Annotated in this window: 24 protein-coding genes, 2 tRNA genes and 1 other RNA gene; 11 read left to right on the plus strand and 16 right to left on the minus strand. The window is 41.5% G+C overall.

The genetic code is table 11. The features are described 5' to 3' along the window. Positions 1–96 precede the first annotated feature (96 nt). The 9 genes from FW759_RS12140 to FW759_RS12180 all read left to right on the plus strand — a co-directional run bounded on the left by FW759_RS12140 (position 97) and on the right by FW759_RS12180 (position 9,798). Positions 97–1,146, plus strand: coding sequence for an ABC transporter substrate-binding protein (locus FW759_RS12140; RefSeq protein WP_446443120.1), 1,050 nt, complete (start codon positions 97–99; stop codon positions 1,144–1,146). Positions 1,147–1,239: 93 nt separating this feature from the next. Further along, the gene (locus tag FW759_RS12145; protein WP_062844206.1) at positions 1,240–2,277 is read left to right on the plus strand and encodes an ABC transporter substrate-binding protein; all 1,038 of its coding nucleotides are present in this window, start codon (positions 1,240–1,242) and stop codon (positions 2,275–2,277) included. Between the two features lie 319 nt (positions 2,278–2,596). After that, positions 2,597–3,496 (plus strand): ABC transporter permease, encoded by a 900-nt coding sequence (locus FW759_RS12150; RefSeq protein WP_062844205.1) that lies wholly within the window; start codon positions 2,597–2,599, stop codon positions 3,494–3,496. Between the two features lie 31 nt (positions 3,497–3,527). Further along, positions 3,528–4,322: an ABC transporter ATP-binding protein gene (locus FW759_RS12155; protein ID WP_062844204.1), complete on the plus strand. Its 795-nt coding sequence runs from the start codon at positions 3,528–3,530 to the stop codon at positions 4,320–4,322. A gap of 238 nt (positions 4,323–4,560) precedes the next feature. Further along, positions 4,561–6,915, plus strand: coding sequence for an FdhF/YdeP family oxidoreductase (locus FW759_RS12160; protein WP_446443121.1), 2,355 nt, complete (start codon positions 4,561–4,563; stop codon positions 6,913–6,915). An 89-nt stretch (positions 6,916–7,004) separates the two neighbouring features. Then, positions 7,005–8,039 (plus strand): formate dehydrogenase accessory sulfurtransferase FdhD, encoded by a 1,035-nt coding sequence (gene fdhD / locus FW759_RS12165; protein WP_446443122.1) that lies wholly within the window; start codon positions 7,005–7,007, stop codon positions 8,037–8,039. A 271-nt stretch (positions 8,040–8,310) separates the two neighbouring features. Then, a tRNA-Cys gene (locus FW759_RS12170) sits at positions 8,311–8,384 on the plus strand. A gap of 112 nt (positions 8,385–8,496) precedes the next feature. Further along, positions 8,497–8,583: transfer RNA gene (locus FW759_RS12175), tRNA-Leu, on the plus strand. Between the two features lie 441 nt (positions 8,584–9,024). After that, positions 9,025–9,798, plus strand: coding sequence for a sulfite exporter TauE/SafE family protein (locus tag FW759_RS12180; protein ID WP_228139912.1), 774 nt, complete (start codon positions 9,025–9,027; stop codon positions 9,796–9,798). A gap of 99 nt (positions 9,799–9,897) precedes the next feature. Here the strand turns inward: FW759_RS12180 and FW759_RS12185 are convergent, their stop codons facing one another. From FW759_RS12185 to FW759_RS12195, 3 genes are all read right to left on the minus strand, one after another. Continuing rightward, a complete protein-coding gene (locus FW759_RS12185) occupies positions 9,898–10,119 on the minus strand; it encodes a hypothetical protein (RefSeq protein WP_062844184.1) in 222 nt (73 codons plus the stop codon). A 215-nt stretch (positions 10,120–10,334) separates the two neighbouring features. After that, on the minus strand, positions 10,335–10,520 hold the full coding sequence (locus tag FW759_RS12190) for a M15 family metallopeptidase (RefSeq protein ID WP_353671523.1): 186 nt from the start codon (positions 10,518–10,520) through the stop codon (positions 10,335–10,337). A gap of 15 nt (positions 10,521–10,535) precedes the next feature. Next, positions 10,536–10,682: an endolysin gene (locus tag FW759_RS12195; RefSeq protein WP_446443123.1), complete on the minus strand. Its 147-nt coding sequence runs from the start codon at positions 10,680–10,682 to the stop codon at positions 10,536–10,538. An 89-nt stretch (positions 10,683–10,771) separates the two neighbouring features. Here FW759_RS12195 and FW759_RS12200 point away from each other — a divergent pair, with 89 nt between their 5' ends. After that, the gene (locus tag FW759_RS12200; protein ID WP_443504946.1) at positions 10,772–11,260 is read left to right on the plus strand and encodes a DUF1829 domain-containing protein; all 489 of its coding nucleotides are present in this window, start codon (positions 10,772–10,774) and stop codon (positions 11,258–11,260) included. 850 nt (positions 11,261–12,110) lie between these two features. Here the strand turns inward: FW759_RS12200 and FW759_RS12205 are convergent. The 13 genes from FW759_RS12205 to FW759_RS12265 all read right to left on the minus strand — a co-directional run bounded on the left by FW759_RS12205 (position 12,111) and on the right by FW759_RS12265 (position 22,898). Then, positions 12,111–12,569 (minus strand): hypothetical protein, encoded by a 459-nt coding sequence (locus FW759_RS12205; RefSeq protein WP_446443124.1) that lies wholly within the window; start codon positions 12,567–12,569, stop codon positions 12,111–12,113. A gap of 76 nt (positions 12,570–12,645) precedes the next feature. Continuing rightward, positions 12,646–13,050 (minus strand): hypothetical protein, encoded by a 405-nt coding sequence (locus FW759_RS12210; RefSeq protein ID WP_446443125.1) that lies wholly within the window; start codon positions 13,048–13,050, stop codon positions 12,646–12,648. 1,469 nt (positions 13,051–14,519) lie between these two features. After that, positions 14,520–16,643 carry a DUF3987 domain-containing protein gene (locus FW759_RS12215; protein ID WP_446443126.1) on the minus strand — a complete coding sequence of 708 codons (2,124 nt, stop codon included), beginning with the start codon at positions 16,641–16,643 and terminating at the stop codon, positions 14,520–14,522. A 106-nt stretch (positions 16,644–16,749) separates the two neighbouring features. Then, positions 16,750–17,355, minus strand: a complete 606-nt coding sequence (locus FW759_RS12220) for a hypothetical protein (protein WP_446443127.1) — start codon at positions 17,353–17,355, stop codon at positions 16,750–16,752. After that, a complete protein-coding gene (locus tag FW759_RS12225; RefSeq protein ID WP_446443128.1) occupies positions 17,348–17,875 on the minus strand; it encodes a hypothetical protein in 528 nt (175 codons plus the stop codon). Before FW759_RS12225 ends, FW759_RS12220 begins: the two co-directional genes overlap by 8 nt. Continuing rightward, the gene (locus tag FW759_RS12230; protein WP_446443129.1) at positions 17,862–18,143 is read right to left on the minus strand and encodes a hypothetical protein; all 282 of its coding nucleotides are present in this window, start codon (positions 18,141–18,143) and stop codon (positions 17,862–17,864) included. The genes FW759_RS12225 and FW759_RS12230 overlap by 14 nt, the downstream gene beginning before the upstream one ends. Further along, entirely contained in the window at positions 18,136–18,411 is a 276-nt protein-coding gene (locus FW759_RS12235) for a hypothetical protein (protein ID WP_446443130.1), read from the minus strand. The genes FW759_RS12230 and FW759_RS12235 overlap by 8 nt, the downstream gene beginning before the upstream one ends. Then, positions 18,408–18,662 (minus strand): helix-turn-helix domain-containing protein, encoded by a 255-nt coding sequence (locus FW759_RS12240; protein WP_446443131.1) that lies wholly within the window; start codon positions 18,660–18,662, stop codon positions 18,408–18,410. Before FW759_RS12240 ends, FW759_RS12235 begins: the two co-directional genes overlap by 4 nt. A 3-nt stretch (positions 18,663–18,665) precedes the next feature. Beyond that, positions 18,666–18,956 (minus strand): helix-turn-helix transcriptional regulator, encoded by a 291-nt coding sequence (locus tag FW759_RS12245; protein WP_446443132.1) that lies wholly within the window; start codon positions 18,954–18,956, stop codon positions 18,666–18,668. A gap of 147 nt (positions 18,957–19,103) precedes the next feature. Further along, positions 19,104–20,261 (minus strand): hypothetical protein, encoded by a 1,158-nt coding sequence (locus FW759_RS12250; protein ID WP_446443133.1) that lies wholly within the window; start codon positions 20,259–20,261, stop codon positions 19,104–19,106. A gap of 116 nt (positions 20,262–20,377) precedes the next feature. Then, positions 20,378–21,619, minus strand: a complete 1,242-nt coding sequence (locus FW759_RS12255; protein WP_446443134.1) for a tyrosine-type recombinase/integrase — start codon at positions 21,617–21,619, stop codon at positions 20,378–20,380. Positions 21,620–21,782: 163 nt separating this feature from the next. Continuing rightward, positions 21,783–22,141: a transfer-messenger RNA gene (gene ssrA, locus FW759_RS12260) on the minus strand. A gap of 85 nt (positions 22,142–22,226) precedes the next feature. Next, positions 22,227–22,898, minus strand: a complete 672-nt coding sequence (locus FW759_RS12265; RefSeq protein ID WP_446443135.1) for an alpha/beta hydrolase — start codon at positions 22,896–22,898, stop codon at positions 22,227–22,229. Positions 22,899–23,257: 359 nt separating this feature from the next. Between FW759_RS12265 and FW759_RS12270 the strand changes: the two genes are divergently transcribed. Continuing rightward, complete coding sequence (locus FW759_RS12270) at positions 23,258–24,028, plus strand: response regulator (protein WP_446443136.1); 771 nt, start codon at positions 23,258–23,260, stop codon at positions 24,026–24,028. The last annotated feature ends 2 nt before the right edge of the window (positions 24,029–24,030 follow it).

Consider the following 24,030-nt stretch of genomic DNA (forward strand, 5'->3'; position numbering starts at 1 on the left):
AAAGACATGCATAAGCGCAATCATCAGTGCGCTTAGTACGACTAAACCTATTGGCTTGGTTTCCAAAACTGATATAACCGACGAGTTCACCTAATAATGACTATTGCTTCTCCTTTACGCCTAAGCCTATTCGGTGCTGCTATCAGTGTCACTCTTGGACTGATTGGCTGCTCGAACGCAACCGATACTGCTGCTACCAATGAAAGCGCAGCTGCTGATACTGACAAGCCTGCCAAAACGTTAGCCATCACCCAAATTGTCGAGCATCCGTCATTAGATGAGATGCGTCGCGGCATTATTGATGAGCTCGCAGAGAGTGGCTACGTTGAAGGCCAAAATTTAACTGTTAACTTTCAAAGCGCTCAGGGCAATACAGCGACAGCAGGTCAGATTGCAAAACAGTTTGCAGGAGACAACCCAGATGCTATCGTCGCCATCTCGACGCCATCTGCTCAATCTATTGTAGCGTCAACCAAGACGATTCCTGTCATTTATACAGCCATCTCAGATCCTGTGGCGGCAAAGCTCATCGATGAAAACGAGGTGCCAATCCAATCTAATGTGACCGGGCTTTCTAGTCAGCTACCGATTGAGCCACAGCTAGATAATATCCAAAAAATCGTACCCAATGCCAAAACCATTGGTTACGTTTATAGCCCAGGCGAAGTAAACTCTGTCGTCGTGCTCAACCAGCTTAAAAAAGCAGCCACAGCACGTGGACTAACCATATTAGATGTCACTGCCAATCGCCCAACAGACGTTGCCATGGCAACTCGTAGCCTATCTGGCCGTGCTGATGTTATTTACACTTCATTAGACAATAATGTGGTATCTGCTTTCGAAGCGATGGCTGGCGCTGCTAATGAGCTAAAAATTCCCGTCATTGCCTCAGACGAATTTAGTGTCAGACGAGGTGCGACTGCTGCAATGGGCGTCAATGATTATGACTTTGGTCGCACGACAGGCAAGATGGTTTATAGAGTGTTAAATGGTGAGGCCGTCAATACCATTAAGCCGGAAGTCATGAACACCCTAACGTTATATGCAAGCCCGAAACATGCGGCTGAGCAAGGCGTCAATTTGACAGATGATTTATTAAAAAATGCCATCAATGTCGATAAAAAAGCGCAAAGTGCTGAGAAATAACCTTTAGATAGTGGCTGTCTTTTTAGAGGGCCTGTATGAACTTTTATTTATTCAATAATGTACGGACACATTATTATTTCAGGAGTGAAACCTATGTTGTATCAAAATCGTTTTGGTCATTTTAAATTTAGCAAGGCGCTATTATTGGGCGGCGTTTGTACCGCTATCTTGACGGGTTGTAACCAGTCAGCACAAGATACCGGTGCGACAGATGCTGCTACTGGCGATGCTGCAACAGAGATGAAGACGGTCGCTATTACCGCTATTGTTGAACATCCAGCACTTGACGATGTACGCAAAGGTGTCATAGACGAGTTGAATGAAGCAGGCTTTAAAGACGGTGAAAACTTGACTGTCAACTTCCAAAGCGCCCAAGGCAATACAGCAACTGCTGGACAGATTGCGAAGCAGTTCGTTGCCGATGCGCCAGATGTGATCGTCGCTATCGCAACCCCGTCTGCTCAGTCTGTTGCTGCCTCAACCAGCAGCATCCCTCTGGTATTCTCAGCGGTCACTGATCCAGTCGCTGCCAAATTAGTACCCAAGCTTGATGGCTCTGGTACCAACGTGACAGGCGCATCAGATGCGCTACCGTATGAACCACAGATCGAATTGATGCGTCAAATCATTCCTGATTTGAAAAATGTCGGTTATGTTTATAGCCCAGGTGAGGTGAACTCAACCATCATCTTAAAAAATCTAAAAGAAAAATTAACGCCACTTGGCATCAATGTGCACGAAGCACCAGCTCAGCGTAGTAATGACATTGCGATGGCAGCACGTAGCCTTGAGGGTAAGGTTGACATGATTTATACCTCAACCGACAATAATGTGGTATCGGCTTACGAGTCGCTCTATCAAATCGCCAAAGAAAGTAAAATCCCACTTATTGCTTCAGACACCAGTTCAGTTGAGCGCGGTGCGGTGGCAGCATTGGGTGTGAATTATTACAATCTCGGTCGCGAAACTGGCAAAATCGTTGTCCGTATCTTGAATGGTGAAAAAGCAGGCGCTATTCCTGTCTACACTCCACAAATGTTAGACCTGTATGTCAGTCCAAAGCATGCTAAAGAAGAAGGCATTACTTTGTCACAAGCGGTTATCGATAAAGCAAAAGAAGTGGTAGAATAACGCACATTCATACTTGGCTTTTCATAGCAAAAAAAGGTAGCTGGTGGTTGTGATCACGTTGTCATCCATTATCTACTCTTACGCTAGAATACCAAGTATTTACTATAAGAAACCCAGCTATGAATCAGTAGGCTGGGCTTCTTTTTGATATGTTTTGGTTTACCCTAACCGCAGATTGCTTAATCTGTTAAATTCACCGCTCAGCCGTTTAGATAACTTGATTCATAGATCAAACAGCACTGGTTTTTTTGGTTGCTTCACTCTATGAATAGCGACAACGTTATTTGCTAAACGCTTGGTTATGACTTACTGATCTCTTATGTCCTTAATTGCTTTTTTTGGTGCGCTTGAAAGCGGTCTGATTTATGGCCTAGTAGCACTTGGTGTGCTTATTTCATTTCGTACTCTCGACTTTCCTGACTTGACTGCTGATGGTAGTTTTCCACTTGGCGGTGCAGTCGCTGGTATTTCTATTATCGCTGGTATCAATCCATGGCTTGCCTGTGCGTTTGGTATGCTGGCAGGTTCAGTCGCCGGTATTGTCACTGCATGGTTGCACGTCAAGCTTGGAATTTTGCAATTACTTGCCAGTATCTTGGTGATGGTCGCGCTATATTCTGTCAATCTACGCATCATGGGTGCGCCAAACTTGCCGCTATTGGGCGAAACCACCGTGTTTAGTACGTTAGTGTCCGATGGCAACGGTTATTGGATGCGCTGTCTAATTATCGGCACTGTTGTACTATTAGCCATGTTATTCTTAAACTGGTTTTATAGTACTGAAACTGGCTTATCCATGCGTGCTACTGGCTCAAACCTCAGAATGGCACAGGCTCAAGGTATCAATACGTCGTGGATGACCATTATTGGTATGGCAATCTCTAACGGTTTGATAGCGTTGGCTGGCGCGTTATTTGTGCAGACCCAAGGTGGCGCAGACATATCCATCGGTATTGGTACGATTGTCATTGGTTTGGCAGCCGTTATCATTGGTGAGACTATTATTCCTGCTAAGCGGATTTGGTTAATTACTTTTGCAGTGGTAGTCGGTGCGGTGCTATACAAACTCTTTATTCAGGTCGCGCTGTCCAGTCAAACCCTGCGTAGCATCGGTTTTGGTCCACAAGATTTGAACTTGATTACAGCGTTACTCGTGGTCTTGGCTCTGGTATTACCAAAAGCCAAAACTAAATTTTTAAGTCGTAAAGTTCGGGCTTAATGTCAATGTGCAACCATAAGGAATAATTATTATGATGCAAGCTACAGATTTGCGGTTGACCTTTAATCCTGGAACGCCCATTGAAAACCCTGCATTACGTGGTATCGACCTAAATATTGCAGATGGTGAATTTGTGACCGTCATCGGTACCAATGGTGCTGGTAAATCAACTTTTTTGAACGCCGTTAGTGGTACCACACGTGTCGATAGTGGCTCAATCTTATTGAATGGTATTGATGTTACTAAAAAGACGGCACATCAGCGCGCTCATTGGGTGGCTCGTGTATTCCAAGACCCGATGGCGGGGACTTGTGAAGCATTAACCATCGAAGAAAATATGGCACTGGCCTATAAGCGTGGTGGTAAGCGTGGCTTGAGTTTTGCACTCAATCAAAACAATCGTGATTTGTTTAGAGAAAAGTTGTCGGTGCTAAAACTGGGACTGGAAAACCGTCTGACCGATCGCATGGGCTTGTTATCAGGTGGTCAACGTCAAGCCGTCAGCTTACTCATGGCCTCCTTACAGCCCTCTAAAATCCTGTTGCTTGATGAGCATACAGCAGCGCTTGATCCAAAAACAGCGGCTTTTGTTTTGGAGTTAACTGATAAGATTGTGACGGACAACAAACTGACTACTATGATGGTTACACATTCCATGCAGCAGGCATTGGCGCATGGTACTAGAACGGTGATGCTGCACCAAGGTCAAGTCGTACTAGATGTGTCAGGCGATATTCGTAAAGGTATGACAGTGCATGACTTACTCGATATGTTTGAGCAAACGCGCGGTGAAAAAGTTGAAGATGACAGTTTGATTTTAAGCTAAGCTATATAAAGATAATCGTTATAAACGTTTATCAGTAAGCTGATGTTTTGCCAGCTTTTATTGACGTACTATCTTTTTTCAATGCATTATTTTTTTCAACGTATAAGCACGCTATAAACCTTCAAGAAAACACTTTTTTCTTGGAGGTTTTTTTGTTATCTATAGTTAATAATCGTATAAAACTTTTCCTCATAGGGATATAGTTGTTATATATCGCTATTCATCTGTGAGATCTGTCATGCGTAAAATTCCTGTTTATAACCATCCTGCTGCTGGTTGGCCCGCCCTATTCTCTTCTACTCGTAAATTGATGGACTATAAAACTTTTTTGCGAGGCAGTGTGAGTGTGTTAAAAAGCAATCAGCCCCAAGGTGGGTTTGACTGCCCAGGTTGCGCATGGCCTGATCATAATTCGCATAAAACCCTCGATGTTTGCGAAAATGGCATCAAAGTCATCGCTAGTGAAACCATGACTACCAAAGCAGATGCAGCCTTTTTTGCAAAACATACGGTCACCGAGTTACAACAATGGTCAGGCTACGAGCTAGAACATATTGGCCGCCTATCAGAACCTGTCTATTATGATGCAACGCAAGATCGCTATGTAGCGATTTCTTGGGAAGCCGCTTATGAACGTATTGCAGCCCAGCTAAAGCAGCTTCATTCGCCAGATGAGGCGTTATTTTATACCTCAGGTCGGGTTACCAATGAACCCGCTTTCATGTATCAGTTATTTGTGCGCTGTTTTGGCACCAATAACTTGCCAGACTGCTCGAACATGTGCCACGAACCCACCTCAGTGATGCTAAGCAAACAATTGGGCGTTGGTAAAGCCACCGTAAAATTAGAAGATTTTGGGCAAGCAAAACTGATATTGATGTTTGGTCAAAACCCAGCAACCAACCATCCTCGTATGCTTGAAATGCTTGCTCATTCTCATGAAAAAGGTGCTCGAATTATTTCTATCAATCCTATGCGCGAACAAGGTCTAAGTAAATTTAGAAACCCGCAGAAGCCCACACATATGGCAGCGGGTTCTAGCGACACTATGGTTGACGAGGTTGTTCAAGTTCAAATCGGCGGTGATGCAGCTTTACTGACAGGTCTTGCTAAATGGCTGGTTAAAAACGATAAGATCAATAGTGACTTTATTACGACCCATACTTCGGGTTTTGAGCCGTTAAAACAATGGCTTACTGAGCAATCATGGGTAGATATTGAGCGTGGTTGTGGTATCACTCAGGCAGAAATCATCAATCTTGCCCAGCTGGTGGCTGACAGCCCAGCAACGATTTGCACATGGGGTATGGGTATCACCCAACACGTGCAAGGCGATGATAATGTAGCGATGATTACTAACTTATTACTACTGATGGGTATGATTGGTATTGATGGCGCAGGTGCTTCTCCAGTCCGTGGACATTCCAATGTACAAGGTGACCGTACGATGGGCATCCATGAACGCCCTGCTCAAAAACTACTAGATAGTCTTGAACGGGTGTTTAAACACCCTATGCCGCAAGCGCACGGTTACGATGTCGTGACAGGCGCAAAAGCGTTGATTGCTGGTAAGCTTAAAGTATTTATGGCGATGGGTGGTAATTACGCTGTGGCAGCGCCTGATACTAAAGCCATTCAACAAGCTTTGACCACCACTCAGATGAATATTTTTGTGGGAACCAAGCTCAATGAGACAATGTTATACCCTGGTGCAAACAATCTTATCCTGCCTTGCTTAGGTCGTACTGAACGCATCATTACGGCTAAAGGTGAGCAATTTGCCACTATCGAAGATTCTATGTGTCAGATTGTTCGAACTCAAGGCAATTTGAAACCCGTTAGCGAGACCTTAAAGTCTGAAGCGCAGATTGTGGCAGATCTTGCGACTCATGTATTCGAAGATCATTCGAACATTCCGTGGCAAATGATGAGCGAGGATTTTGATGTCATTCGTGATTATATTGCTCAGGCGATTGGTGGGTTTGAGAATTTTAATCAACGTATTCGTGAGATTGAACGTGGCTTTCATTTGTATCACCCTGCACGCCACCGCGTATGGAATACCAGTGACGGTAAAGCACAGTTTGAAGTACCGCAATATCCGATTACTTATGTCGCTGCACAAATGGCAGAGGCAACGTCGTCATTTCAAGATGATACAGACATTACAACCTCAAGCAGTGGCACTCAAGCCAATGAGCAAAAGATTTGGCAGTTGACCAGTGTTCGTAGCCATGACCAATTTAATACCATGATTTTTGGTTATCAAGATCGTTATCGTCACACCGATCGACGTGATGTGCTGTTTATGCATCCTGATGAGATGAACCGTCTAGGATGGCAAAAAGGCGATAAGGTTATGATAACCCGACACCTAAGTAAAGACAGCACAGACCAGGCACGTATTTTAGGACCACTAATATTGACCGAAATGGATATCGCTGCAAACGCCGTAGCGACTTATTACCCTGAGTGTAATGATTTATTTGATTTAGACACCCATGCGCCAGACTCTCATATACCTGCCTACAAATCAACGACTGTGGTTTTACAGCGTGTGAATGCAAATACAGAGATGGCAGACCCTGCTTAGTTTTTGAAAGCCGAGTCTCTCGGTAATGACGATTTACAACAAAAATGGCAAAAGATATTATCGATAATTAAACACTGTGACCACCTATAATGACAGACAAGACCAATGCGACAAATCAAGCGAATGAGCCATTTTTATCAGATAAGCAACCTAATGTTATAGACTTGTCTACAACGCCGCTTGCACGTGTCCATTCGTCACAGAAACAAGCTTATTCTTCAGATAGATACGATCACAGTGGCGCAGCTCGACCTTATGTTGATAATCAGCCAGCCATTTTAGCAGTAGAAGCCGCTGTTGCCATTGTCATCAATGGCATACATTACGCGGTACTGATGGCAAGTCCAAACCAGCTTGAATACTTAGCAGTTGGGTTCTTATTTAGTGAAGGCCTAATTCGACATAGTCATGAGTTATTAGATTGGGAAATTACACCGCTGACTGATATTTCAAGTTACCGACAATTTGCTCAAGACTTAGACGATGAAAGTAATGAACCAGCTACTTTTGAGCAAATTTCCGAGCAACTGCAAGATTACGACGTTTATGTGGTCGAACTGGTTCTAAGCCAGCGCTGTCATCAACGCATTCAGGCTCAAAGGCGTCAACTAGCAGGACGCACAGGATGCGGCATGTGCGGTATTACTGGATTGACACAAGCACTGCCCGATCTTAGTAGCTATTCACAAAAGCGCTTGCCTCATACACCTCAAATTCATTCAATTAAAAGCGCAGCAATACCAAGTCTTGAGTATCTGTTGGACATGCGACAAAAAGTTGATGCGTTGCAACATACACATCAATTGACTGGCGCAGTACATGCAGCCGCTACGATACATGAACAACAATTGTATCTATTTGAAGATGTAGGGCGTCATAATGCCCTTGATAAACTGATAGGCTGGCAATTGCGTCAGAAAATAGAGGTGGGCTGTGTACTAATGACCTCACGTTTATCAATTGAGCTGGTGCAAAAATCTATTCGTAGTCATATCCCTTGGCTAATCGGTATGTCTGCCCCTACCAGTACAGCGGTTCGCGTCGCTGAACGTTACGGATTGGGCGTAGCTGGATTTTTGCGTCATGATAGAGTGACGTATTATTCAAGTTATCTAAACGCTTAAAAAGCTATATAAGACTTCTCTAATCTATCACGCTATTAAAAAATCAAAACACAATTGATAATGATAGACTGCGATAAATAAGCCTAGTTGATAGTATTAATCTGTATGTTCGCCATCAGATGCCTGCTCAGCACAGAGCCTATAAAGACTTTTTATAGTATAAATAGGTGCAAATAGCATCTAAATATAGGTAAGCGAGCAAATAACCTGTTTTTAATTAAAAAATGACTTGTAATTTAATATATTTTTGCTAATATAGTCCACCTTGATTGGCTGGATGGCAGAGTGGTCATGCAGCGGACTGCAACTCCGTTAACGCCGGTTCGATTCCGACTCCAGCCTCCAATTATTTATTAACTTTACGTTAATTTTAGCTTGCATTATTAGTATAACCACTTATAATAGCCAGCACTTATCTAGCAAGTAGAATGATTACTTTATAGATATTACAAGTTTTGCCCGGGTGGTGAAATTGGTAGACACAAGGGATTTAAAATCCCTCGCTAGTAATAGCGTGCCGGTTCAAGTCCGGCTCCGGGTACCATATAGCAGTACAGATTAGCCCAAACGTCATAAACGTTTGGGCTTTTTTGTGTGCGTCTATATTTATAAATCAATCTAAGCTTATTTTATCCTGACGACACAGCCTGCAAGACCAATTTATCGTGACACTCATTAGATTGCTCATATTCATCCTTTTCAAAGCACTTGATTGTAGGGCTTGCTATACGATAGAAAACATTGCATCATTGTTTTCATTACTGAAAGATACCGTTAGTATTAATAATCCGCTAATATTTACTTGCCTACTTGATAAACCTTAACTGGTTTTCTTAAACATTTTTGTCTTTTTTCAAGCGAACAAATGGACGATTATTGAGTGGACAAACATATCTATTCACGCCTCTACCCAGCATTTTACAGGCTGTATATTAATTAAGTACATAATCATCATTCAATATAACTCAGGGAAGAGGATTTTATATTGTTCATTGTTTTAGACCTACTACAAACGATTCCAAATTGGCATTTAGCAGGCTTGTTTATCGCTGGTATGGTCGCTTTTATCATCTCTGTTATCTCTGGTGGCGGCGGCGCTATACTACTGATACCAGTTACTTCTTGGATGCTAGGGGCAGCAGCAGCGCCACCAGTGATCAATTTGGCTACCTTTATCAGTAATGGCTCTCGGATTTATCTATTCTGGCATCACATTGATTGGTCATTGACGAAATATTATGTACCCAGTGCAATCTTAGGCGCATGGCTAGCCGCACTGATTTTTAGTCGTTTAAATGCCAATTGGATACAGTTATTAGTTGGCATATTTTTAGTATCTACCATTTTCCAATATAAATTTGGCAAGGTGAGCAAAACCTTCAATATGCCCAAAATAGGATTTATACCTTTGGGGTTTATCATAGCTTTTATGAGCACATTGATAGGTGGTCTCGGCCCTATACTCAACCCTTTTTATATGAATGCTGGGCTGGAAAAAGAGAGTCTAATTGCCACCAAAACTGCCAACTCTTTTTTTATGGGTGTGGTGCAAATCGGTAGTTATGCTTTTTTTGGTTTACTCACTGCCAAGATTTGGCTATATGGGCTTGTACTAGGACTGGGTGCAGTTATTGGTAATATTATTGGCAAACGCTTTTTGGCAGGCATGAGTGTGAGTCAGTTTAGGATAATGCTGCTCATACTTATGGTCGTTAGTGGCTTGATAATGATCATAAGAAACATTGATATACTTTTTTAGTTGCTTACTGGTATCAAAATCAAACCAAAAAAATCCGATCACCTAAGTGATCGGATTTTTTATTTAGCGGAAGATTCTGCGGTAAAACTTTTTACATATTTATGGGCAATTATCATCTATTTTCTTATCAATCATTGTTGTAATCTTTTCTTTTATACTCATGAGCTCTACGCTAAATGTATCAATATTATCATTCATTTCGGCTTCATCATCATCAGTTACTAAATCATTTCTAAATTCTTCTATGTTAACCATACGATCTCGTAGGGAGTTTTGAATTATCCCTAGTTCATAAACTGAAAGTTCCGTATCTTCTTTCATTATATTTCATTTCCTAGTCGCAGTAATTTGATTTAATTAAAAAGTAAAGAGGATGAATTATAGTGAAATAAAGTCGATTAATAAAGTAGATATTAGTTTTATGGTATATGAATAATTTCTTAGTTCTTAATAAATATTGCCTCAGACACAAAAAAAGAGCGCAGCTTGTTGGAAGGGATTATGTCAGATCACTTAGGATATTTTGAACATGGCAATTAATAATGTGGTCCGTCCTTGAAAGCCTTCCAGTCGCCGCCCAACTCAAACGACATGCCAACATCTTTAGCAGCTTGTTCCATTGCTGCTAATGGGTGATAGTATTTCCAATACCATGTAACCTTGCCGTCTTCATCAAGTGCGATTAGGTATACAGCGTGTCCAGTTAAATGGCGGCTATTAATTGTCGTGGTAGCGCTTTACTCAAATAACTCTTTTTGCCGTGTGATTGAGCGCAGACCTTCGCCTACACTAAAATCAATATCTGTAATTTCGATAGCTCGTTCAACGGTTTTTACCAAATCAAGATACAAGCCTTTTAATCTTTCTAGTGACTTTGCAGACAAACTGCACTTACCTGTCGGCTCAACTGGCTTGCCCTCTCTGTTCACCGTATCTTTATCAATATGGGTTTTACAGTGTATAGCAGCTTGAAATTCTTAACAAAATTCTACAAGTGTTTGGCGATCAGTTAATAAAGGGTAATAAGTTATTCAACAATGCAAATACTAAAAACTTTCCTGTAAAGAAAAATAATTTTATCCAAGCTATGTTATCAGTTAATGACATGTTTGCTTTGGCAAGCAGCAGTGTTGCCACTCTATTCTTTAAAGATGTAAAGGACTGGTTAGACGAAAAGAATATTAGGTATGTCCCATCAGTAAAATTTGATGGAAAATCGGGATCTGACTTTCGTTTTTATTTTGTAGTTGCTAAATATAAGAAACATCTCGAACGTATATTGCAAGTTATAAATCAGCCCATCAAATCTAACGTTGAGCAATTATTATTCAGCTGGAGCAATACTAAGGATGTAAGGCTCGATAATTCAGAGTTATCTGCAATTATTAATGATATGAACCAAAAATTATCTGCCGCTATAAAGCAATCACTTGAGATTTATAATATAACCCCAATTGCTTGAAGTGAAAGGGAGGATTTCGTAGAAGAATTAGCAGCATAGAGACAATCATGCTCCTAGATAACTTTCTAATATCTTATAAAAAACTCACTTTTCCAGTGGATTTTTATTGTTCAGTTAATAAGCCTGTTACTTCATAGTAAACTTTAAAACACTGTCCAAAAATGAACAGTGATATACTTTTGCCACCCAATCATGTCAAAATCATGTTATAAAAAAAAGTCAGCCACCTAAGTGACTGACTTTATTTAAAATATTTGGTGGAGATGGCGGAAACTAAACTATTGATACAAGTAACTGTTTTTATTAAATATGTTATTTATAAAATAAGACGATACCAACCATAATACCAACAATCGTTTTTTATTTTGCTGTTATTCAGTGCCTACCCTATCAACTAAAGATTATTTTGTAATTATTTACCGTTTCAACATTTCTCAACATGCTAGGGTGGTCTAATCGTTCACAGCTTCACAAGTAGTGACCGCTGCCATATGAATATTTTTACGCAAGCGTAATTAAAAGTTTAGGGGTTGCTTTTTGTTTGCATGGGGTTGAATTGTTAATGACTGCGCGCGCTCAATAATGGCACTTAAATGCGTGCGTATTTCGTGCGTTTTCTTTACATCTGCTAATCACCATCAATGAGGGTTATTCCAGTTCTTGCTTCCTCAAAAACGTTTGCTTCCATCGCTATCCGTTTGCTGTAATGACTTAGCGCGAAATAGGAATAATAGAAAATGAGCTATTTTGCTTCCCATTTTCCTTGCTTCCTCATATGTAATTGTTAGATATATGCTTTAGAGTTGGTACTGGTATGACTATTTATGATCTACTTTCGTATTAACCAAAATTAGTCTGGTAGGAATAGTTCAGTAATGCAAGGTTCATCTTCAAGTATGTTACAACCATCTCCATACATCAGCTTACCTTTACTATCTAGCTGTGCTATAGCATTGTTACCAACAATTGCATAATAGGTCTCGCCATCAAATGCAGGCATTACTGGGCTATAATCTCCTTCATACATTACAAGTGAAGAATCTCTAACAAACATTTCTAAAGTAGTATAGCCATTAGAATCTATGGTTATACCATTCATCGTGTCGTTTGCACCAACAAAATCAAAATAACGCTCTCCAATAAACGGATATTTTGATTCTGATTGATTAAGCATTGAGATTTGTGCAGATGCAATATCTGCTTCGGCATGTGCAACATAGTCAGTGCTAGCGTTTGCTACTTCCAAAGAACAAACTGTTAAGATTATAGTACCTAGCAAAAAAGGAATACGTTCTTTTAATACCCTCATTATATTCTCTACTCTCGATTTTATTTATTTGTAACTATAATACGTTATGTATGAATCATTGGGCAAGTTTGCTTTTTTACATACCGCTTTCTGATCTAAGTTTATCTAATTGCTGTTGTACCTGTTTGCATCTATCTAGCCCCATTCTAATAGCTTCGGATAAATCAGCATTAGGCTTTATGGCGTTTGGTACGGTTGCTGTTATACCGCTTTCATCTTGTCTTTGTTGAGCTAGCTTGTTTAATGGCAAGCCTACTTGCGACTCATCATTGATCGTATCATCAGGATAATATGTTACTTCGTTTAAACTGCAAGCAATATGACCATACTCAGTAGTAAATGGGTATGGCTCAACATTGCCATAAATTGACCAATATAGATCATGAACAGTTATAGCATCATCGACATTATCAACTATATTTTTATTACTAGGCTGGCAAGCTGTCAGTGATAATAAGATTATAGGGATTAACTTGTTCATCTATTCGTCCACTGGTGTCCATTTAATACACTATACCTTAGCATGACTGACAAACGGTGTTCTTTAACTTTTTAACATGGCTTTAACCTACTAATTATCGCTGCAAGTCATGCGCTCACGTTACTTGTCGCAAAAGTCCCTTTAACTTCTTTTTAAAACGGTTTTTATTTTGCGCGTGTGAATGGTGGCGCTCTGTTTGGTCGATACGCTCAACACTCAAAACAATACCCCCCTCGATACCTGTCCGAAAAGTCCCCTTTTTATGGACTCGCAAAAGTCCCTCAGTCTTTTTATAGTAGTCCGAAAACTAGCCAGCATTGGCACAAACTGCACCCGTGCGCGTACTGTGCCCATAACTCTAACGTGTCCAACAATCTACCTCGTACTTGTTAAGAAACTACCCCTTTTTATGGACTCTAAAAATTCCCTTATGCGTGCGCGTACTGTTCGCAAAAGTCGCTCTTTTTATGGACTCCAAAAACTCCTTTTTATATCGCGCAAAAACCCTGTAATTGGTGCTTGCTTCGCGCGTGTGCGTACTGTTCCATAAAGTCATTTTTAACCCTGCTTATGATGTCCGTAAATTGCCCCTTTTATGGACTCTGAAAACTAGCCAACGGCAAAGCGCAGTCCAACATTGCGCGGTGTGTGATTTGGTTTTCAATGTAAGGTTTTATAAGGTTTGCGATATGTGGTTTGCTAACGTTTCAATGTAAGGTTTTATCATATTTTGGGTTCAGGTTTTATTAGGTTTTAGCATTGATTAATTCGTGTTTGAATAACAGGTTTTAACAAGTCGGCTTGTTCAATGTGAGGTTTTGTGAGGTTCTAATCTTGGGGCGGTACTGTCTGCCAATGTTAACAAATGTTAACAGGCAAGGCGGTGCAAATTGATTTTGAATGTACGGTTTTGACAGGTTCACTACTTCATATTTTCATTTTGAATATTGGGTTTTATTGGGTTTTATTGGGTTTTATTGGGTTTTATTGGGTTTTATTGGGTTTTATTGGGTTCTACGATGTCGAAAAACCTAGGGGAAACCTTAGTTTTTTTACATTATAAAAAGGGCTTGGCAGTGATCGCCTAACGTGTCCGAAAACTTGAATAAACCTTATCATTTATTAACATGCTGCCAGTCGGCAAACTGATCTCACGATAAAAATTTATAAACATCAGGCACAAAAAAAGGCAGACGATAAACGCCTACCAATATAGTTTTATACCTAGAAAAGTCGCTAAAGTTGCTAAAGTTCCCGTAAGCCTTATCATTTATAGCCTGTAGCTTAGTTAGCAGTTGCTAACGTCCTGCTAAAGTTGCTAAAGTTCCGCTAAAGCTAGCCATTCTTAGCTAAAGTTTAGCAAGTTTAGCAATGCTTAGCAGCGCACTACCTAAAGTTAAGCCCTTGACTGGCAAGGGCTAGATAAAGTTTAGCAAGTTTAGCAGCTTTTTAGGGGTAGCTAAGGTTAGCTATTCATTAATTAGCTTAGGATTAATACACACTAAACGCCTGCGCCCCTCACTTTCTAACCTAACATGCCCCATGCTTTCTAAATCATCAAGTAAACCGTTCAGCTTCTTACCTCTAATAGCATTAGGTGCATTTTGTGACACAAACGACTTATTCAAGATAGGCGGATTTTTACCCCTCGCTTTATCCACTAGCCAGCTACTTAGCTTCTCACTGTCGTTCTGTTCACCTGTAGGCGTTGCATCAAGATAGCGTAAGCGTTCGCTGGTAGAGTATTCCACAAGCATAAACGCCCGTTTAATATCATCAGTAGTGATCGTATTGCGTCCATCAAAGAAAGCCATTAATGACGCTATACGGCTGGCATTCTCCGCCATACGTGACGCATATGCTTTTAGATACTCCAACGGCTGCCCCTGTGCTTGTCTGTCCTCTATCGCCTGTTTGAAGTCACTAAAGACTTGCCTAGTCTGCTTGTCTGCCCATTGCATTTTAATACGCTTCGGTGCGCCTATGCTGTCACTGGGTAGGTTGGCTGGTAATGGATCAAGTAAGCTCTGACAGCGTGTCCAGTAGTCTATTAAGTAAGGGTTATCATACGGGCTGTCGTTATTGCGCTGCTCATCGTTCCATACTCTTTGACCGCGTAAATCTTCAGGACAGGCAATTAAGGCGCGAGCTAAAAACCCCTGCCCATTCATCACGGGGTCGGCTAGTGCTGGCTCTAAGATAACGCGCTGCCCTTGTAGTAATAACGTCATACGCACGTTGTAAGCATCTGTATGCGGTGTTGCATAGGCAGACTTTTGCGAGCGCAAACGGGACACTTCACCATCACTGTATAGCGTTGTTAATGATGATAAGGCATTGCCTGCAGTATCGCCTTTCATGGTATGACCATTAAAAAATTGGGCTGCTTCGTCTGTCGTCCATGAAGCATTACTGATACTACCATCAATAAATTTATCAAGTATCGGCTCGATGGTCGCTTCTTTAAACATGGTCTTAGGGTTTTGGGGCTTTGGGTTGGACTCTAAGAAGTCGGCTAGCTCTTTACCTTTTAGACTTGTCTTGTCATTTTCCCATGATGACAGCTCAATAAGATAATCAGCATATAGCTGCTTTTCATACTCACGTATTTTGAAGTGAGTTAAGCCCATAGCCTGTGATTTACCACTACCGCTTTCGCCCTCTGTGATTAATATTAAACTGGTCGGCATGTGCCCGTGCCCCATCGGTGCATCAATGAACCGTTGCCCCATGTGTGCCAATGCCCCTAAAACGCACTGACCTGCAATAGCTGTCGGTGCTTGCGTGTAGTGTGCGACTGCCTTAACAACGTGCTGTAGTAAGCCTGTAAACGCATTTATAGGGTATGGCGTGGGCTTGTTTGGGTTATTGGCTAATGGTTCAGGTTCGCTCCATATCTCAGCTTGTAGATCGAGTATGGTTGTATCATCAAGGGTTAATATCTCTCTATAGCTTAGCTCGCTGTACTCTAAATGCTCTAATACATTTCTATCACTGGTAACAATGGCTTTGACGTTTGCGCCTTTGAACGGCTTACAAACTTTGTCTTTTTGATCTAAAGTAGTAAAGATAGTCACGGGATAAACTTCGGCAAAGTGACTGACCATGCTATTAAATAGCAGCTTATCAAGGCTTACCAGTAGCGTGACGTTATCAGCTATGAGGTAGTAAGCCAGCTTTACAACGTCCTCTAGTGCGTCATCAATCGCTATAAGCTCATTACCACTGTTTAACGTGCCAATGATTAAGGCAGACGGCTGCATACGGTCAATGATTAACGGCTTATGATTGCTGTTAGGTATGACACTGGCAAGGGTTACGGGTTGATCTTGGTTATTACTCAATACTAGCCCTACTGTGCCAGCTGTGGGTGCTGTCTTACCTATATCAAAGCCCGTGGTTATGGTAATATTACTATCAAGGTGCAATAGCTTATCTTGTATGCCTAACTGCTCACATAGGTTATAAAGATTAAGTAATATGTTGTCATCTGCTAGCCCTTGCCGTGTGGCTGCATCAAATCTACTTATCATTTCAAAGCCTGCGCTAAATGCGTGGGCTTTTTCATGGGTGTTTGTTGGTGTAGTGGTCATCTATTCCCCCTTGCGTGTGACTGGTTCGGCTTGCGCGTGGCTCTGTACTTCTTGTAGTAGCTTTTGCGCTTGGCGTGCTTACGGCTTTGTTTTGGAGGGTAGGTTTTCACTGGCTGCCCTCCTTGCCGTAACGAGTCATTGCTAGGGTTGTCTTGATTGAACCTAACTGGCTTTGTAGTAGTTCGTGCCACGTTTCAGTGGTGTCATGCGTTAAGCGTGCCATTGATATAGTGGTGTGAGGTTCTATTTTCTCATAGTGAATAAGTGCTAATAGCTTGCCAATGTCACTTATAACAACGGCTGCGCTTTCAAGATCACAAGCAATATCTGATAACTCAAAAGCTGACATAACAATAACTTCGTTGTCGTCTGCTTCAGTTATGTCTATTACTGTGCGTTGGCTGGTTTGGTTGCCACTGTATAGCGTGGCTATCGCTTGGCGGTTTGCTGGCGTGTCATGGAATAGTGACGGCTGATAATCGCCTGTCTGTTTTTCACATGCTGGGACAAAATAGCCTTGCTTGTCATAGTACAAGTGGCTGTCATCGTGAGTAATTGCCAATAGTTTGCGCTTGCCATATGGGTCATTGTGAAGTACAAACGGGTTAAGGCTCAATGACGGGCACAGAACGCTATCACCTGCCTTGAATATGGCTGGTGCGTGGTTGGTAGTGGTTTGAGTGTTTGAGGTCGTACGGATTGATTTAGGCATGATAGCCTCCTAGTAAGTTTTGAGTTAATGCCACGCTATACAGTAAAGATATAGGGTGACGGGTCTTACTCTCGGTCTTACTAGAAACCGCCCTGCATATTCGCCTTTCGGCTATTTTATTTTGCAACGTCAACCCGTCATAGTCGGTTAGCAAGTGATTTGCTATAGATATGATGGTTTGCCCCCTTGTGGCGCTTGAGTACGCTTGTGGGGCTGTGTCTGTTTGTTTGGTTGAGGATTGAGAGTCCATACCAATAACAGGCACAAAAAAAGCCAAGATGTCACGGCTGGCTTGTCCGCTAGTAAGTTTTGAGAGGTCTATATAGTAACCATTGTTGGTATTGGTTGCAATCGGTTTTGCGCTGGCTTGACTGCAAGCAATTAATCCTAGCGCCACGCTTGTGACTACTACCCATGCCATGAATATGGTAAAGCTAAGTAGTAAGCTACGTTTGTGGGGCTGGCTGTCGCTGTGCTGCTCGTGGTCGGCTTTTAGATTGGTTTTGTTATCGTTGGTCATTTCTTACGTCCTCCACGTTGAAAGCGATTTCTGCTATACGTTTGGATAGCTCTTTTAGTGACTCCACTTGTCGGCTGCCTGTTGGTATTGCACAGCGTAAAGCTAGCATCTGATTTTCTATTTCTACTATCCCTATCAGGCTGTTAATGGCAGTCACATTGGCGTGTAAAGTAATGATTAACTGGTCGATAAAGTCATCAGGTATCATCAGCACACCCTTGTCTTTTAACCTGCCCATGACTTCATTTATAAAGGTGTCATCACTCATAGTCGTTCACCTTGATTTCAGGTAATAAGATAAGCCCGTCCATCTGTTCGCTTAAAATGGTTGCTAGTTCACTGTTAGCGAATAAGGCAGACTTCACAGCGACTATTACGCCCTTGCTTGCGTCATCATCGGTATAGATAGCACTAAGTGCCATTGCTAGGCTCTCAGCATCGTTTGATAGGTCTTGTATGCGGTCATTAATGACAGACAAGTAATAGCTATCTACTGCCACTAGGCGCGGTTCTAATATTTCGTTTGACTGGTTCATGATTGCACCCCACTAGCGTCATCATCGTTATTGATCGGCTGGTCTATCCAGTAGCGTTTAAAGCGTTTGCCGTTATTCTTTACCCATTCATCTTGAATGGTTACGCCTTGATCTCTTAGCTCACTAACACGCTGTAAAAAGCACGTTATGTTGTAGAGGTCGTACGCTTCATAAGTGGATAGAGTCTTACCTGCTAACAGGTGATCGAGAATGATTTGCTTGTACTTCTGCTTTGTTTGCCGTGTGTTCATGATCTACACCTCGCTAGTGGTTGAGGTGTGGCTGTTAAGCCATTCGTGAACGTCTGCATAGCTCCATGCTGTCATGGTAGGGCTTAGCTTTCTGCCAGCTGGGAAACGTCCATCTTTTGACCATTCAAACAAGGTGGTTTTGCTAAAAGGTAGGAACGGCAAAATGTCCTTTGCTCTGCCCATGCCAGTAATAGGCAGTTGCATAGCTGGACTGTTTGCGGTGGTTGGTTCGGTATCGTGCGAAGTGTTATCAGTAAAAGGAATTACTGGGGTGTTTTGGGTTGGGTGTGTCATGTTCATAGCTCCATGTAGTGTATAGAGCCGTAACGGACGCTACGGCTTACATGGGCTATGTTATGTATTAGTAAGGGGGTCATATAAGGTCATATGACGGTCATATGCCCCTAAAACACGATGATATGACCCTATTATTAGGAGTTTTTAGTAGTTTTTTATATTTACTTCTCTAGCTCTTATGAGCCAGTCCGCTACAAAATTTCGAGTAACTGACGTTCCATGAGTGTTTGCAGCACTAACAATCATGTCATTTGCTACGCCTTTGCCTTTCATCGGTGATAAATCGTAACCATGTTCAGTCAATATGGCATATAACATACGCGCTACACCAGCTTGTGAATTAGATGGCAACTCTTTGTCATCAGCTGGCTTGTCTGCTAATTCAGCTTTGGCTCGTGCAAGTTGGTTTTCAAGTTCGGTTATTTTCGCCTGTCCTTCTTTTAACTCATTACTACTAGTTTCTAACTGCTCACTAGGTCTGTTATCAATTAACGGCTTAGCTGGTTCTATAGCAAGCCATTCATTAAAACCCTTTATGATAAATCCATTTTCATAAAGAAATGATTGTAGTATCTCACTCTCGATAATTTTGATCTTTTTACTATCTGCATCTCTATAGAAAGTTTGCAAGTCATCTCGTTTGACTGCTTCTATAACAAAATTTTTATACTCTATGAACGATCTATAATATTTTGTAAAGTCAGGCTTGTTATGGTCATCTCTTACTGCTTCCAATGGTGTTCCTGATAGTAAACTAGCTGCTTCATCTATTGTAAAATCTTTCTTTCTAAATAGTAGTTGCTGGAATTTATGAGGGTTATCGTGACTACCAGTCATAGGTCTTTTATACATTTCTTTAGTAAAAGCTAACTTTAAGGCCATATATTTTTTGACTTTATCTTTCTGTTTTATATCTCTAAAATCTAAATTTAGCTTTGCAATGAAATCTAACTCCTCAAGTTCGGCAATTTTGTAGAAAAAGTCTTGGTCGAAATCTTTATCTTCAGGATCTGTAAAGAAGCCAGCACAAATATTGAATTCAAACATTGCAAAACCATGAGTTCGCTGTAGTAAGTCTTTAGTTCTTTTGTCAAAACCTTGCTCTTTTAGATTTTCAGATTGTTTTATGATATTAAATTGATTGATAGTGTAAGAATTTATAACTTTTTCAAAATCATTTCTTTTTAGATAACTAACAATGTCCATTAATGACTCATTTAAAAGCACTTTCAAATAGTAAATGAATTCATCACTACCTATATACTCTTGTTTTTCATTTTCAAAATCTTCTGATAGTTTCACATTCACACCCCTACACCCTTTAATCAAAATAGGTGCAAGGCAGTGACAGCATAAGGGTGTGTAGATAGCTGTCGTTCGGGTAATTAGTCCTAGCCTTGCATAGTTGGCGCTAAGTGTTAGCCTAGCTTTTGTTTGTGTTGTTTGAAGTCTGCACGGATCACGTTGTCTAGTTTGCCAGCGTAAGCATCATCAATGAAATTTGCCCACTGGTTCATCATGTCTATTCTGTATGGTAGGTGCTGCGCTCCGTTATATGCTGCGCTTATCTTGTTTTCTCTGTCATGTGCTAGCTGTAGCTCTATTGCTTCGTGCATAAACTCTTTTTCATGTAGCGTGGTACTGGCAAGCCCACGGAAACCGTGCCCTGTCATCTTGCCTTTATAACCCATATTCCATAAGGCATTAATAAATGCGCTTTGACTGTATGGCTTACGAGTTGAGGTATTAAAGAAAACGTACTGATCCGAAAAACCTAGCTCTTTGATCTGCTCCAGTATCTCCATTGCTTGCGGTGCTAACGGTACAATGTGCAAACGCTTGGCTTTCATCTTATCGGCTGGTATGCGCCACAAGCCGTGTTTGTAGTCAATCTCTGACCATTCCATAAAGCGTAATTCATTGGTACGCACAAACGTATAGCATAAAAACCATAAGCCTAGCTTCACCAATACATCACCTTGATAAGCATTGATGTCTGTTAGTAGCTTTGGCAATTGCTGGCTAGTAATACGGTGATGGTTGGTTGTTTTATGTGGTTTGATTGCTTCGGCTAGGTCGGTGGCTGGATTATGTGTGGCTAGTCCATTGCGGATAGCGTGTTTAAATATCTGCCCTACTTCTCTAATAGTACGCCTTGCCATTTCATTAGCACCACGGCTTTCTACTGCTTTGCCAATGGCTAATATATCAGGCGCGGTTATGTCGTTGATGTTCTTTTGACCAATAGAGGGCTTAACATCGCGCATGTAGGCGGAATAGTTACGAGTAAAGGTGCTTTCTGCTAGGTAGGTTTTGCGCTCGCTATACCATGACTGGGCTATGTTATCGAAAATATTTAAACCGTCTTGGCTGGCTTGCTGCTCTTTTTTATGATCTTTGGGGTTCACACCATCAGCTATTAAGCGTTTGATCTCAATATTGCGCTGCCTTGCGTTCTGCAAGCTCATAACTGGATAAGTGCCAATAGTGAGGGTTTGCTGCTTACCTTGCCATCGGTATGCGCTAATCCATGACTTAACGCCCGTATAACGCACCCATAATTGCAGCCCGTTACCGTCACTATGTTTGTCAGGTCGCTTTGTATCAATCGAGGTGCTACTGGGCTGTAGCTTATTGATAACGGTATGAGTTAAGGGCATTGGGCTATCCTTTGTTGGTATTGAGAGCGTGTATAAACTCTAATACCAACAATAATACCAACATTCTATATGGTTCGCCATACCCCTATGAGGTAGTGAAAACCCAAAAAACGCCCAAAATAAAGGGCTAACAGTCTATGACGGTCAGCCCTTTATCAGTGTTTGGTGGAGATGGCGGGAGTTGAACCCGCGTCCGCCGGCATTACGCTCATGAATCTACATGTTTAGTTTCTGTCTTTAGTTTTAGTCCGCACCGATCCGACAGTCAGGATGGATTGGACGATTCTCTACTTTTGAACCCAAGCGATTGAGACAATCGCTTGTGGCGAGCCTACATGCGGACGCTTCAACTTAGTTAACCAACTGTAGGTGATCAGCAACTAAGTAAGCAGGGTTTAAGCTGCTAGAGCGTAAGTTTCGTCGTTTGCGACTATAACAATATATGTTTGATTAACGAGAGGACATACACTCTCGACATGCATCATTGAGTTTCATCACCAGCGTCGAAGCCAGAACATCCCCAATAAGGTCGACTATTATATAGCACTTATCAGCTGACTTTCAACCTATATGACAACTGCATTACATTACGTTACAGCTTAATCATTTAAGCCAATGCGGTATTTAACCATTGACCAATATTTTGAATTTGCGGCATACAAACCTGGTGCGCCATCGGATAAGTCCGATAAGTTACATTGTACCCTTTGTCAGATAGCAACCGCTGCGCCTGCTCACCCAAAATAACGGAAACCACAGGATCATGAGAACCGTGCTCAATGAGAATCGGCATGTCCTTATTGGCAGTACTATAGTCAATATTATCATTGGTTGCCAGATACGTAGAGAGCGTCATCAAACCTGCTAGGCGCTCTGGATAGCCTAGTGCCACATGATACGCCACTGCCCCACCCTGTGAAAATCCTGCAATGACGATATGTTCAGGTGCGACGCCTTGTTCAATTTCACGGCGAATCAAATCTTGTATCTGCTGAGAGGACTCTTCAATTTGAGCCGTATCCACTTTGCGATCTAGGCTCATCTCCAAAATATCATACCATGCCGGCATTATCATACCACCATTGACTGTCACTGGACGCTTCGGCGCATGCGGGAAAATAAAACGTACGGCCATATCATCAGACAAGCCTAATTGCGGAACCACTGGCTCAAAATCATGACCGCTGGCACCCAAGCCATGCAGCCAGATGACGACTCTATCTATTTTTTTTTGTGATGGATTATGCTCAACAATGACAGTATCTAAATAATTACTCATATTTTCTGTATTCCTTTAAAAGTGGGACGTAAACACGCTTGTATTTCAAATAAATTGAACCATTGCCGTATATTATATTCTTCTTTTTAGTGGCGCTGATTATTTTACAGTCTCTATTCAAAACTGACAGTCAAAAGATTAATGATGAGCCGTCTAATTTCCATTAACTTTTCACACGTTTTTAGGACTTGGATTAAAACCTTAAACAGCTTTTATGCTACGATTATTTAGTAAATATATGGTTAACACTCTAGTTACTGTATGACGCCCTACTATTATTTTTCAACGCCCATACCTCAACGAGTATTAAAAAATCATTTATTCTAATCCATTTTCTCTTATATAACGATGCAATGTTTATGACACATATTTTATTAGTAGAAGATGACCCTGCCATTGCAATGTCGCTCAAAGTCACATGCAAGCGTGAAGGTTGGGACATAACATGGCTTGATAATGCCAGTAGCGTCTTGCCAATGCTGCGCAGTGATGAGGCAAGAAACCTATCGGCCATTATTTTGGATGTTGGGTTGCCAGATGGTGACGGTTTAAGCTTGTGCCAACAAATACGTCATAGTGCTGGTATCGATGCATTAAAAGATATACCTATTGTGTTTTTGACAGCTCGTAGTGATGAAGTCGATCGTATCTTAGGTCTAGAGATGGGCGGTGATGATTATTGTGCAAAACCCTTTAGTCCTCGAGAGCTTGTCGCTCGCTTAAAGGCTATTTGGCGACGCGAGCAGCTACTTTCTCAGCAGTCCTCTAGTAATATAATAACCGATAATATCGTTAATGATACGCTAATGTCGGGACAAGCTTTAACGTTTAACTGTCAATCTGGGGTTTGGCATTACCAACCACTCAATTATTCTTTAATGTGGCAAGAGCAAAAACTTGAGCTGAGCAACACTGAGCGCAAAATTTTATTAACCTTGTTACAAGCACCGAATCAGGTCTTTAGCCGCGAGCAACTCCTAAGCGCCGTCAGTGATTATCCAGATCATCGCCTAGCTCGAACGATAGACAGTCATATCAAATCTATTCGGAAGCAGCTGGCAACCATTGACGCCAGCACTGATGTTATTCATACACATCGCGGGTTGGGGTATGGTTTATGTCCAGCTTAGTA

It is taken from the genome of Psychrobacter sp. 1176_08, assembly GCF_052850615.1.

What these genes read in the sequence shown, in the direction of transcription:
- FW759_RS12140 (WP_446443120.1), top strand. Translation starts at nt 97, where the DNA reads ATGACTATTGCTTCTCCTTTACGCCTAAGCCTATTCGGTGCTGCTATC.
- FW759_RS12145 (WP_062844206.1), top strand. Translation starts at nt 1,240, where the DNA reads ATGTTGTATCAAAATCGTTTTGGTCATTTTAAATTTAGCAAGGCGCTA.
- FW759_RS12150 (WP_062844205.1), top strand. Translation starts at nt 2,597, where the DNA reads ATGTCCTTAATTGCTTTTTTTGGTGCGCTTGAAAGCGGTCTGATTTAT.
- FW759_RS12155 (WP_062844204.1), top strand. Translation starts at nt 3,528, where the DNA reads ATGATGCAAGCTACAGATTTGCGGTTGACCTTTAATCCTGGAACGCCC.
- FW759_RS12160 (WP_446443121.1), top strand. Translation starts at nt 4,561, where the DNA reads ATGCGTAAAATTCCTGTTTATAACCATCCTGCTGCTGGTTGGCCCGCC.
- fdhD (WP_446443122.1), top strand. Translation starts at nt 7,005, where the DNA reads ATGACAGACAAGACCAATGCGACAAATCAAGCGAATGAGCCATTTTTA.
- FW759_RS12185 (WP_062844184.1), bottom strand. Translation starts at nt 10,119, where the DNA reads ATGAAAGAAGATACGGAACTTTCAGTTTATGAACTAGGGATAATTCAA.
- FW759_RS12205 (WP_446443124.1), bottom strand. Translation starts at nt 12,569, where the DNA reads ATGAGGGTATTAAAAGAACGTATTCCTTTTTTGCTAGGTACTATAATC.
- FW759_RS12210 (WP_446443125.1), bottom strand. Translation starts at nt 13,050, where the DNA reads ATGAACAAGTTAATCCCTATAATCTTATTATCACTGACAGCTTGCCAG.
- FW759_RS12215 (WP_446443126.1), bottom strand. Translation starts at nt 16,643, where the DNA reads ATGACCACTACACCAACAAACACCCATGAAAAAGCCCACGCATTTAGC.
- FW759_RS12220 (WP_446443127.1), bottom strand. Translation starts at nt 17,355, where the DNA reads ATGCCTAAATCAATCCGTACGACCTCAAACACTCAAACCACTACCAAC.
- FW759_RS12225 (WP_446443128.1), bottom strand. Translation starts at nt 17,875, where the DNA reads ATGACCAACGATAACAAAACCAATCTAAAAGCCGACCACGAGCAGCAC.
- FW759_RS12230 (WP_446443129.1), bottom strand. Translation starts at nt 18,143, where the DNA reads ATGAGTGATGACACCTTTATAAATGAAGTCATGGGCAGGTTAAAAGAC.
- FW759_RS12235 (WP_446443130.1), bottom strand. Translation starts at nt 18,411, where the DNA reads ATGAACCAGTCAAACGAAATATTAGAACCGCGCCTAGTGGCAGTAGAT.
- FW759_RS12240 (WP_446443131.1), bottom strand. Translation starts at nt 18,662, where the DNA reads ATGAACACACGGCAAACAAAGCAGAAGTACAAGCAAATCATTCTCGAT.
- FW759_RS12245 (WP_446443132.1), bottom strand. Translation starts at nt 18,956, where the DNA reads ATGACACACCCAACCCAAAACACCCCAGTAATTCCTTTTACTGATAAC.
- FW759_RS12255 (WP_446443134.1), bottom strand. Translation starts at nt 21,619, where the DNA reads ATGCCCTTAACTCATACCGTTATCAATAAGCTACAGCCCAGTAGCACC.
- FW759_RS12265 (WP_446443135.1), bottom strand. Translation starts at nt 22,898, where the DNA reads ATGAGTAATTATTTAGATACTGTCATTGTTGAGCATAATCCATCACAA.
- FW759_RS12270 (WP_446443136.1), top strand. Translation starts at nt 23,258, where the DNA reads ATGACACATATTTTATTAGTAGAAGATGACCCTGCCATTGCAATGTCG.